This is a genomic window from Bartonella sp. B10 (assembly GCF_053794435.1).
The window spans coordinates 181,718-193,887 of the sequence record NZ_CP200030.1 but is presented as its reverse complement, the minus strand read 5'-3'; the positions used below and the strand labels follow the sequence as shown (position 1 = coordinate 193,887).

The following is a 12,170-nucleotide window of genomic DNA, read 5'->3' as shown; positions in this document are numbered from 1 at the left end:
GGATGTTGTTTTTTATAAAAGACTATGAGGAATAAGAGGGTGGACATTCTTTTTTATAATTTGATTCGGTCAACATTAGAAGATGTTATACCAACGCTTGTAGAACGTGCGATGACACGTTTTGGAAAAGTAACAATACAATGTGTGAATAAAGAGCGATGTGATGCTATAGATACGCATTTATGGGTTTATTCTGATGAGTCATTTATTGGGCATGGAACTGAGAGCGATAAATATTCAAATTTTCAGCCTGTATTTCTTACTACAGGGCAGGAAAATCCAAACGACGCAAAAATACGTTTTCTCACAGAGGGAGCGATTTGTTCTGATATCAATTCTTATCAACGGATTGTAGTAATATTTGATGGTAGAAATGATGAGCAGTTAGATCTTATTCGTACGCAGTGGAAAAAATATAAAATGGAAAATCATAATTTAACCTATTGGCAGCAAACTAAAGATTTCTGTTGGGAAAAACGGGTTTAATACGCATGGCGTCTGTTGTTTTGATTTTATGGATTCACAGGAATGATATCCAGCATTTTTTCTTGCGAAAGAATAGGGGGTGTAGGGTTGCTGTTATGATTTTTCGTTAGAAGAAATAACAATACACTTTACAATCAAAAAGATTAAATAGAACGGAATGATAATGATTATTGATCGGATTTTAATTATTTTATTGGCTGTTATGTTGGCTTTTTTTTGCGTTTCATGGTTAGGCACAACACATATTTTATCACAAATGTTTCATGTCGCTTATATCAGCAATATAGCAGATATTTTGTTCTTTTTTCTGAGTGTACTGTTTACTGGAATATTGTGGCTAAGTATACCAAAACCAATACCCTTGAAAATAAAACTGGTGGCGTTTATACCACCAGCTCTCATTTTATTCTTTTTCTTTATGGCATCTAGTTAGATATTTCATCCTCCGTAAATCCAACAAAGCAGATCAATGAAATAAAAGAAGAAAGAAGCAAATAATGACCGATATAAGAAGCACCAAAATGTTGCACTAGATACTCAGCAATATAAGGCGCAAGAGATGCTCCCACAATACCAGCTAAATTGAAGGTTACAGAAGAACCAGTGTATCGAATTGATGTCGGGTATGGTGAAGCTAAAACAGCACCAAGCGGACTATATGCCATTCCCATGATTGATAGGCCAATTATGGATATCATAAAGATCCCAACAATTCCAGAATCTAAGAGATATGGAATTGATAAAGAATAAATACCGGTTATTATTGTAACACAAATCATTAAAGTCCTTCTCTTAATACGATCGGAAAATCTTCCTGTTAAGACGGTAAAAATTCCGCAGAAAATAGCACCGATTATTTCTACTTGAAGAGCTTGATTAAATGACAATCCCAAACGGTTTGTTGCATAGCTTAATAAGTATGTCGTAACCAAATAGAATAAAACAAATGTTGTCATACCAGCAAATGTTCCAAGAAATACGATTCTTTGATATTTCAGGAATACATCTATTATAGGTACTTTGACACGCTCCTTACGCTCAAGAGTTTTTTTGAATTCAATTGTTTCATTAATCGAAAGACGAATCCATAATCCCACAATCATAAAAGCGATTGAAGCAATGAAAGGGATACGCCATCCCCATGCTAAAAGTTCATCATGATCGAAGTAGTTTAATAAACCTAAATAAACTGAAATAGATAAACACAAGCCAATTGGCACGCCTAATTGGGGAAACATTGCATACCAACCACGTTTTTCTGGTGGTGCATTTTCTGTTGCGAGTAGAACAGCCCCCCCCCATTCACCTCCTAGTCCCATTCCTTGACCAATACGACATATCGTTAAAAAGAATGGCGCCCACCAACCAGCTGTTTCATAGGTAGGTAAAATACCAATGAGAACAGTTGATATACCCACTGTGAAGAGAGATGCGATAAGCGTTGCTTTTCGTCCAATTTTATCACCAAAATGCCCAAAAACAACTGATCCAAGTGGGCGCGCAAAAAACGCTGCTCCAAAGACAAGGAAAGATTGTAAAATAGCAAGGTGGCTGTTTTGAGTTGGAAAGAATATATAGGGAAATATAAGAGCTGCAGCAGTTCCAAAAACATAAAAATCGAAGTACTCAATTGTGGGACCAATGAGACTTGCAAATAAAATTCTTCTCGTTGAATTTTTTTTACTTACACTTTGTTTTTCTGAGCTTATAGACATGGATAGAATGTCCCTTTCAGTATATAACAAACTAAATTATGAAACCAAATTTCATAATTATAAAAATTTCAGATCAGTGTCGAGTCGATATTCTTATAATCCAGTGAATTCAAAATAATTAATAAGGTGACACAAGCATGGATAATGGCACTATAGATACATCTGAATTGAATTAAGTAAAGATGCTATTTAATATCATTGAAGATAGAAGTGTACTGTTCGTGAACAAGAAAATCTTTCTAATTTGGTATTACCTATCCTTTTAATGTTAGGATTATTTTTGTTGGTTTTTGAACAAGTCTTAGTTTTATATATTGATATTTGTTACTCCTAAGACGTTAAAAAATATTCGATACATGTAATTAAAACACTTTTTGGTTGTATTAAAAACAATTTTCTATTTTTAATTCAAAATAAATTTTAAAATATGTACGAAATATCCAATTAGTTGGATTTTAGTGCACTTAATGTCTTTGTGCAATGTGACTAGCCATTCTAGCAAATGTAAGACTGGGTGGTATTTTCTATTTGCAACCGTGGAGTATAGATAATGCAACGCAAATTGAGACTCAGTTGTTGGGCGTTAATGACTAGTAGTTTTTTGATAAAGGTTGCGAATGCAGATAGGGCAACGTTTCTAGGAGGGAGCCCACTAATACCCATTGAAGTAAGTGAACCGCTAGGAAAAATTAGAAAGTTATTACCGGAAGTGAAAGGACTAAAAGAAAAAGCAGATGGTTCAAAAAGGATACTTAATCAACAGATAATAGAAGAAAATGGGTTGTTAGAAGAAGGGGGAATAGAAAGCCTGTCCTTTGAGGTACTGACGAATTCAATAATCGATAATAATACTGTTGTTTATATTGCTGATTATAATTCTGAGACTTCCGGTAAAAAGGTGAATGGCTTCAATTATAAACATGGAGGTTATTCCATCAATAATACGGTTAAAGCTGGTGGAAAGCTTTACGTTGATGAGGCAAGCATTAGTAGGGATACCACAATTGAAAGTGGTGGTGTTGAATTCGTTCAAAATTTCAGTACCTCAGAATATGCTATTATTAAAAAAGGTGGAAAACAAATTGTTGAAAGTGGTGCAAGTACAGATAAGGTTCAAATCTATGGTGGTGAACAGACTATTTTTGGAGAAAATAGTATTAATGGCAAGACAGTCAGTAGCAGTGCTTATGATACTGTAATTTATGGTCAGGACTATGATCTAGGTACACAGATTGTGTACAGTGGTGGAATGGCTTTTAATACAAAGATTATGAAAGGAGGTGTACAGAGTCTTGGTGGTGAAGAGGATGATGAATTTACATTAAGTGATGGTGCTGCTGCGCTTGGTACTGAGGTTTTTAAGAACGGTACACAATATATCTTTGCAGGAGGTAAGGCAAGTGAAGTTGTTTTATATAATAACGCTACTCAGGAGATATATGATAATGGATATGTGGATAGTTTAACAATTAATGATCAAGCAAAATCATGGTTACATGCTGGTGCAATATTGGCTGAAGACACAAACATTAACGATTTTGGGAGCATCTATATTTATGCTGGTGATGATAAATATACTGCTGAAGTGGAAAGTCTCATCTTAAATGGAGAAAATACCAAATTGTACTCTATTGCTACAGGAACTGATAGCAAAAAAACTCACATTAATATCAAAAAATTAAGTGGAAGTGGTCGAGTTGTTTTTACTGTTCCTAGATCTGACAGATATTATTCACAGCTTAATATTGATAATCTATCCGGTAACTTACATTTTGATTTTAATGTCAGTTTTGCTGAGCAGCGTGGCGATTATCTTTCCATTAAAAAAAGTGGTGAAGGTTATCATACAATAAGTGTTGTCGATTCTGGTATTGAAATTACAAATTTTGCTCCCAAAAATCTTAAATTGATTTCTGATCGTAGCGGGGGAGCTCATTTTACTTTGACGAATGCTTTTGGTGAAAAAATAAGCACCGTTGATGCTGGAACTTACATGTACAGCTTGAAATACAGAAAAAATAAGAATCATGGTAAAATTTGGTATTTAAGTGCAAATTATGCCATTGATAATGAAGAAAATTCTCTGGTTTATAATTCCATTAATTCGTCAACAGATAATGTATCAACTGCTCTTTCTACTGGTATTTTAACAGAGCTTACCATTGATAAGGGTAAAGTCGTTTATATTGCTGATCCTGACTTTGGTTTTTATGGTGAAGTAGGCTATGACAGTAGTCATAGTAATAAAGAATCTTCGATTAATAATACGGTTCGAGAGGGTGGAAAGCTCTATATTTATAATGGTGGTTTTAATCTATATACCAAAATTGAGAGTGGCGGTGTTGAGATTGTTAAGAAACAGGGGCTTTCACATGATACTTCTGTTTATAGTGATGGGCAACAAAGGATTGAAGATGGAGGAAAAGCTGAAGGAACTAAAATTTATGGAGGTGAGCAGTTTGTTTTTGGGAGGATGATTGTGCAAGGAGAAATTGTGAGAAGCAGTGCTGATGGCACTGTAATTGCTGGTCAAGATCAAGCGCTAGGATACCAAAATGTGTATGATGGTGGGTTGGTTTTTAACACGCAAATCATGGAGGGAGGGATACAGAACCTGTATATAGAAGATTTTGATTTTAACAAGGAAGATTATGGGGCTTCTGCATTTAATACCCAAGTTTTTTCTGGGGGCGAGCAGAATGTCTTATTGGGGGGCGAGGCTTTTGGTGTTGCTTTATCTGGAACTGCTATTCAAAAAATAGATTTGGGCGGATACGTAAAAGATTTAACGATTAGTGGTCAAGCAAAATCATGGTTACATCATGGTGCAACATTAGAAGGAAGCACAACGGTCAATGATTCTGGACAGATTTATCTTTATTCTGGTGCTTCTCGGTCTCGTACTGAAGTAGAAAAAATTATTTTAAATGGAAAAGATGCTAAACTATACTCTATTGCTTCTAATGTTGATGGTGAAAGTTCTTTGATTGAGAATTTAAGCGGTGATGGTAGTGTTATTTTCACTTCTACAATATTTAATCCGCATTACTCTAAGCTTTATATAGACGATCTTTCAGGTAATTTAAAGTTTAGGCTTAATTTCAATTTTGCGGAAAACCGTGGTGACTCCCTTTTTATTAAAAAAGGTGCAGGTTATCACATGGTAAGCATTATAGATTCTGGTATTGAAATTAATAATTCTTTTTCATCAGAGCATAATTTTATTGCTGATTTTGATTTAATCACAGATCAAAGTGGAGGGGCTCATTTTACTTTAGTGGATTTTTCTGGCGAACAGATTAGTGCTGTTGATGTGGGAGTCTATACTTATGATTTAAAGCATAAAAACGATGATGGGGGAAAAATTTGGTATTTATCTCCTGTAAATAATGTTTCTATCCCTTCAATTATTCCATCTAATATGGTTTTACCTACAGATGAATCTCTTGAGCCACAAGAGAATGTTGTAACTTCAAGAAATTTTGTAGTTGGCTCTCATATAAATTATTTAAATGATTTTAATGTTAACGAGGATAAATTAATTTTGCAAAATTTTATGCTTAGCGATGGTCAAACAGTTCGTATTTCCGATTATGGAGAAGCAGGTGTTCCTAATCGCTCTGTCAACAACGCAGTTCATGGAGCTGGCACGATTTACGTTGAAGCAGGTGGTTTCAGTCAGAATACTACGATTGAGAGTGGTGGTTTTGAGGTTATCAGCGAACAAGGGGTCTCAAATCGTACTATTGTTTATGAAGGTGGTCAACAAAGAGTAGAGGGAGGAGGGGTCGCTGTGGAGGTTGAAGTATATGGTGGTAATCAGATTGTTTTTGGGGATAGCTATGTGAATGGCGGTATTATGGGTAGCAGTGCTTATAATACCACGATTTACGGTCAGGGTGAAACATTGGGACAGCAGAGTGTGTATGATGATGGGATGGTTGTAAAAACAAAAATTATGAGTGGAGGAGTACAAAATCTTGCTAAATGGTTCGCAGACGATGATGATTTTTCTTTAAAAAATGGTGGTTTAGCTGTCGATACTGAAATTTTTGCTGGTGGTGTGCAGCGTATTTTAGCAGGGGGTGTGGCAGACACTGTTGTTTTGCATGCTCGTGCTGTGCAAGAAGTTCATACTGGTGGATATGTAAAAAATTTAACAATAGAAGGTGGGGGCAATTCATTGGTTTTTGCTGGTGCAACGTTAGGAGGAGAGGTAACCGTTCATAATTCTGGACAACTCCATCTGTACACTGGAGAAGATATTCATCAAACTACCGCAGAAAATATAAATTTAGATGGAGATGAGTCTTTATTATATTCTGTTTCTAGTGAATTTGATGATAAAAGTGCGAAGATTCAAATGTTAAATGGTGTAGGGAGAGTTATTTTTAGTTCTGCTGAGTCTAATTTGTACTATTCTCGTCTTTATGTTGATAATCTTTCAGGTAGCATTCATTTTGACTTTAATGTTAGCATGGCAGAAGGAAAAGGTGATTACCTCTTTATTAAGAATGGTAGCGGTTATCATACAGTAAGCGTTATAGATTCAGGCATTGAAATTGTTGATCCTACTTCAATAAATCTTGATTTAATTGTTGATCAAAGTGGGAAAGCTCATTTTACTTTGCAAAATTTTTCTGGTGCAAAAATTGGAATTGTTGATGGTGGAACCTATACGTATGGCTTAAAACAGAAGCAGGATAAAAATAAAGAGGAAAAAATTTGGTATTTGTCTCCAGTATTTATTAATAATTTTCCACATAAGGGTAGATTTCCTCGGCATTTAAGTGCTAATTCTCCTGTTTTGATGTCTTCCACTGTTGTTTCTCCTAAAGGAGAATCTGTTGATTCATCAGATTTAATGAGTAGCAATCAGCGTTCTGGTCGAAGAAGGCAGCCTCCTATTTCTTCATCTGTTGCATCTTCAGCAAATAATGTTGTTGAGGTGTCATCTCCAAGAGATAGTCACCGGTCTTTGAATGGGAATCATCAGTCTGCTACTTCTTCATCTTCTCCATCTTTGGACAATCAGATTGTTGATGATTCCAATCATCAGGATGATCTTTCTCCTCAATTGATGCAGGAGTTATTAACTTCTGACCTTTTGACTACTCCATCAACTGATGCAGTTTTATCTATGGCAGTAACTCCGGAGCTTATTTTCAATAGTGAGTTGCAAAGTATCCGTATTGGTAAAGGCATTTTAGATAGAAATAAGAGAAATTCTACCCTATGGACATATGCAATTAAGAACAAAGAACAGCTTTCTACAGGACATACAGATTTTAAGCTTAATCAGACAGGTTTAGTATTGGGTATGAATGCTCTCAATTCACTCGTCAATGGAGAGCTTTATATTGGTGGTTTTGGCAGTTATAATAGAGCACATATTGCTCATTCTCGAGGCGGTACAAGTGATATAACCAGTTATAGCATTGGAACTTATGCAACTTATTTTAATCATAGTGGATGGTATTTGGATGGTGTTTTAAAATATAATCATTATCAAAATAATCTGCAGGCTGTTTCAACGAATGGTCTTTCTATTCAAGGAGATTATGATCGATGGGCAATTGGCACATCGTTTGAGGTCGGTTATCGTTGTAAGGTATCGCAGAGTAGTTGGATGCAGCCTTATGCACAATTATCGTGGTTGCAAGTTAAAGGCAAAGAAGTCAAGCTTTCTAATGGAATGATGGGTGATATAAGTCCATCGACTTCATTACGTAGCGAGGTTGGATTATCTTTGGGGTATGAATTTGGATCTGGTATGGATACTCCATCTTTAGCTTACGTTACAGCTGCTTGGCTACGTGAAAATATAGAGCACAACCATACAACAATTAATCAACAGCATAAATTTACTACAGATTTATCTGGAAATTCTGGTAAGTTAGGAGTCGGTTTAAGCAGTTCTGTTAGTGATAAACTACAGCTTTATGCAGAAGCTCATTATCTCAAAGGACATAAGACTAAGCAGTCTCTTCAAGGAATTCTGGGACTACGCTATAGCTTCTAATAATGTGTCTTGTATTTTAGTTGTCTTTATAAATACGATTGTTGACAAATTAAACATTCAATTACTAGATGACGTCTTTTTTGAAAACAACAGATAAAAAAGCACTATCATATCCTTGTTCATTACGAGCGATATAGATTATTTTTTGCCATTGTAAGTGTCAAAAATTATATTTCCTAAATTCTTCTTTTTCAGATTTTAAGTTATTAATTCATATCTGCTGAACAGAGCATAATACTACAATAATTATAATAATACAATAGAATATATAGAGAGAGACATAAATAAAACACATTATGATACAATCTAAAATAAGAGACCTACGTAGCCGTGGGATATTGTTCTAATTATTGATAGTGGAGTGTGAATTATGCAGTATAAATGCAAATTGAGTTTCTCAGTATTGATGATCAGTAGTTGTCTTGTAAACATTGTGAGTGCAGAGGAATCTGCGAGTGTATTGCTCAACAGAATGATAGTTAATGATAGGATAGTTTTAAAGGATCATGCACTTATTGTGAATCTTCTTAGCAATAAGACCACAATTGAGGAGGGAGGCGTAGAAATTGTTGAAAATAGAGGAACTTCCAATGATGCGGTTGTTAATTTACATGGAAAACAAATTGTTACACGTGGGGGAACTGCAATAAATACCAAAATGTATGGAGGTAAGCAGATCATTTTCGAAGAAGAGAGTTTCGGAAGTCTTGTAAACTCTAAGTCAAGCAGCGCTTATCATGCTGTAGTTTATGGTAAAAATGGGACAGCAGGACAACAAAATGTGTATGATGGTGGGCATGCTTGGCATACGACAGTCATGGATGGAGGAGAGCAAAATCTTTATAGAGGTCATCGGACAGAAGGAGGGAGTGCTACATATACTACTGTATTGAAAGATGGTCGACAGCATGTTTTAGATGGCGGTAAAGCTAAAGATGTGACTTTACAAGATGATGCTGTTCAAGTGGTGTATCCTGGTGGGTATGTAGAAAATTTGACAATTAATAATCGTGCTCATGCGTGGGTGCATGTTGGTGCACAATTGGAAGGAGAGACAAAGGTTAATGAAAAGGGACATCTTCATTTTTATTTTGGTGATGCCACCAATCATATTACGCGAGAAAATCTTACGGTAGAAGGGCGGAGCGACGAGGAATTATTTTTAGTAGGTATGCGGAATGGAAAAGATAATCCTCAGATTAATGTCAAAAATTTAAGCGGTAGTGGAGGAACCGTTAGTTTTTCTTCTATTAGTTATGATCCGCACCATTCTTTACTTCATGTTGAAAATCTTTCAGGTAATTTGCATTTTCACTTTAATATCAGTACTCAAGAAAAGCGCGGCGATTACATGGTAATTGGTACTGGTGGAGGTAATCATACAATAAGCGTTGTTGATTCCGGTATTGAGATTACAAATCTCCTTGCACGAGAGCATGATTTTGTTACTGAGCTTAATTTAATAACAGATAGAAGCGAAAACGGAGGGGCTAACTTTACTTTAACAGATTACTCAGGTAGGGCAGTTACTACTGTTGATGGTGGGACTTATATGTATAGTTTACAGAAGAGAGCCAAGAGTGATAATCAAACAATCTGGTATTTGGGTGCGGAGACCGGTAAGCGGAAACCTTTGGAATCCAACCGTAGACGCGTGATTAAGAAGCCTCATGTTTCATTAAGTAATAGAGGTCATGGCAAATTACAACGTCCAAAATCTTCTTTAAGGCGTCTTAATCGTGGATCAGCGGGAGTTGATTTGTCTACCATTTTATCTACTGATGAAGGTATGGTTAAACCGCCAGCTAAAAGTAGGCCACCTCGGCATTTAAGTGCTAATTCTCCTGTTTTGATGTCTTCCACTGTTGTTTCTCCTAAAGGAGAATCTGTTGATTCATCAGATTTAATGAGTAGCAATCAGCGTTCTGGTCGAAGAAGGCAGCCTCCTATTTCTTCATCTGTTGCATCTTCAGCAAATAATGTTGTTGAGGTGTCATCTCCAAGAGATAGTCACCGGTCTTTGAATGGGAATCATCAGTCTGCTACTTCTTCATCTTCTCCATCTTTGGACAATCAGATTGTTGATGATTCCAATCATCAGGATGATCTTTCTCCTCAATTGATGCAGGAGTTATTAACTTCTGACCTTTTGACTACTCCATCAACTGATGCAGTTTTATCTATGGCAGTAACTCCGGAGCTTATTTTCAATAGTGAGTTGCAAAGTATCCGTATTGGTAAAGGCATTTTAGATAGAAATAAGAGAAATTCTACCCTATGGACATATGCAATTAAGAACAAAGAACAGCTTTCTACAGGACATACAGATTTTAAGCTTAATCAGACAGGTTTAGTATTGGGTATGAATGCTCTCAATTCACTCGTCAATGGAGAGCTTTATATTGGTGGTTTTGGCAGTTATAATAGAGCACATATTGCTCATTCTCGAGGCGGTACAAGTGATATAACCAGTTATAGCATTGGAACTTATGCAACTTATTTTAATCATAGTGGATGGTATTTGGATGGTGTTTTAAAATATAATCATTATCAAAATAATCTGCAGGCTGTTTCAACGAATGGTCTTTCTATTCAAGGAGATTATGATCGATGGGCAATTGGCACATCGTTTGAGGTCGGTTATCGTTGTAAGGTATCGCAGAGTAGTTGGATGCAGCCTTATGCACAATTATCGTGGTTGCAAGTTAAAGGCAAAGAAGTCAAGCTTTCTAATGGAATGATGGGTGATATAAGTCCATCGACTTCATTACGTAGCGAGGTTGGATTATCTTTGGGGTATGAATTTGGATCTGGTATGGATACTCCATCTTTAGCTTACGTTACAGCTGCTTGGCTACGTGAAAATATAGAGCACAACCATACAACAATTAATCAACAGCATAAATTTACTACAGATTTATCTGGAAATTCTGGTAAGTTAGGAGTCGGTTTAAGCAGTTCTGTTAGTGATAAACTACAGCTTTATGCAGAAGCTCATTATCTCAAAGGACATAAGACTAAGCAGTCTCTTCAAGGAATTCTGGGACTACGCTATAGCTTCTAATAATGTGTCTTATGTTTTATAGTCAGCTTTAATTGTCTAACTGTTTTTGTAAGATAGATATTTGGTGGTTAGAAAACAATTTTAAATAGAGTACAGAGTTATTTAATTATAACAGGCAGTATGTTTTATTACAGAATGTGTAGTTTATCATATCATGCTTGTTATATTTAATAGGAAGTTTTTGAAGCAAGTAGTTAACTGTTCAAGTGGTTTAGACTTTTGTAAGACAATATAGCGGTACTACGATAAGGAAATCAAGTATCACGGGTATTTTAAAAATTGAGGCGGATTTTTTTGCAATCACTTGGCAATAAGCTTCTTGCTCGTTATAGAACAGTTGGGTACTATTGGTAATTGAATAAAGGTAGTCAAATGATTGTAGAACGTACTTTTTCGATGATTAAACCGGATGCAACGCGTCGTAATTTGACAGGAGAGATTACAAAAATGCTTGAGGATGCAGGGTTGCGCGTTATTGCATCTAAACGTGTGTGGATGAGTAAGCGTGAAGCTGAAAGATTTTATGCTGTTCATAAAGAACGCCCATTTTTTATGGAGTTAGTTGAATTTATGTCTTCTGGTCCGACTGTTGTACAGGTTTTAGAAGGTGAAAATGCAATAGCTAAAAACCGTGAAGTGATGGGTGCTACAAATCCTGCGGATGCACAGGAAGGGACAATTCGTAAAGTGCATGCTTTGTCGATTGGTGAGAATTCTGTCCATGGTTCAGATAGTATAGAAACAGCAAAAACAGAAATCGCTTTTTGGTTTTCTGAGATGGAGATTGTTGGCTAATACAAGGTTGGCTAATACAAGAATGAATAAAAAATAGAATCCCGAGGCATGCTGTTTTTGGGATTCTTTTTATGAGCATTGTAGATTT

At 35.9% G+C, this 12,170-nt stretch carries 6 protein-coding genes; 5 read left to right on the top strand and 1 reads right to left on the bottom strand.

Translation table 11 applies throughout. From position 1 onward, the window contains the following. The first annotated feature begins 39 nt into the window (after positions 1-39). Both V3565_RS00835 and V3565_RS00830 read left to right on the top strand, forming a co-directional pair. Positions 40-486: a DNA polymerase III subunit chi gene (locus V3565_RS00835; RefSeq protein ID WP_455478455.1), complete on the top strand. Its 447-nt coding sequence runs from the start codon at positions 40-42 to the stop codon at positions 484-486. A 163-nt stretch (positions 487-649) separates the two neighbouring features. Continuing rightward, positions 650-919, top strand: coding sequence for a hypothetical protein (locus V3565_RS00830; protein WP_455478454.1), 270 nt, complete (start codon positions 650-652; stop codon positions 917-919). On the opposite strand, the gene V3565_RS00825 is transcribed toward V3565_RS00830, so the two are convergent. Beyond that, a complete protein-coding gene (locus V3565_RS00825) occupies positions 912-2,201 on the bottom strand; it encodes an MFS transporter (RefSeq protein WP_455478453.1) in 1,290 nt (429 codons plus the stop codon). The genes V3565_RS00830 and V3565_RS00825 overlap by 8 nt on opposite strands. 550 nt (positions 2,202-2,751) lie before the next feature. Between V3565_RS00825 and bafA (V3565_RS00820) the strand changes: the two genes are divergently transcribed. From bafA (V3565_RS00820) to ndk, 3 genes are all read left to right on the top strand, one after another. After that, complete coding sequence (gene bafA, locus V3565_RS00820) at positions 2,752-8,223, top strand: BafA family autotransporter (RefSeq protein WP_455478452.1); 5,472 nt, start codon at positions 2,752-2,754, stop codon at positions 8,221-8,223. Positions 8,224-8,593: 370 nt separating this feature from the next. After that, positions 8,594-11,287, top strand: coding sequence for a BafA family autotransporter (gene bafA, locus V3565_RS00815; RefSeq protein WP_455478451.1), 2,694 nt, complete (start codon positions 8,594-8,596; stop codon positions 11,285-11,287). Positions 11,288-11,659: 372 nt separating this feature from the next. Continuing rightward, the gene (gene ndk, locus V3565_RS00810; RefSeq protein ID WP_455478450.1) at positions 11,660-12,082 is read left to right on the top strand and encodes a nucleoside-diphosphate kinase; all 423 of its coding nucleotides are present in this window, start codon (positions 11,660-11,662) and stop codon (positions 12,080-12,082) included. The last annotated feature ends 88 nt before the right edge of the window (positions 12,083-12,170 follow it).

Coding starts and splice junctions, on each gene's coding strand:
- V3565_RS00830 (WP_455478454.1), top strand. CDS start 650: ATGATTATTGATCGGATTTTAATTATTTTATTGGCTGTTATGTTGGCT.
- ndk (WP_455478450.1), top strand. CDS start 11,660: ATGATTGTAGAACGTACTTTTTCGATGATTAAACCGGATGCAACGCGT.
- V3565_RS00825 (WP_455478453.1), bottom strand. CDS start 2,201: ATGTCTATAAGCTCAGAAAAACAAAGTGTAAGTAAAAAAAATTCAACG.
- bafA (WP_455478451.1), top strand. CDS start 8,594: ATGCAGTATAAATGCAAATTGAGTTTCTCAGTATTGATGATCAGTAGT.
- bafA (WP_455478452.1), top strand. CDS start 2,752: ATGCAACGCAAATTGAGACTCAGTTGTTGGGCGTTAATGACTAGTAGT.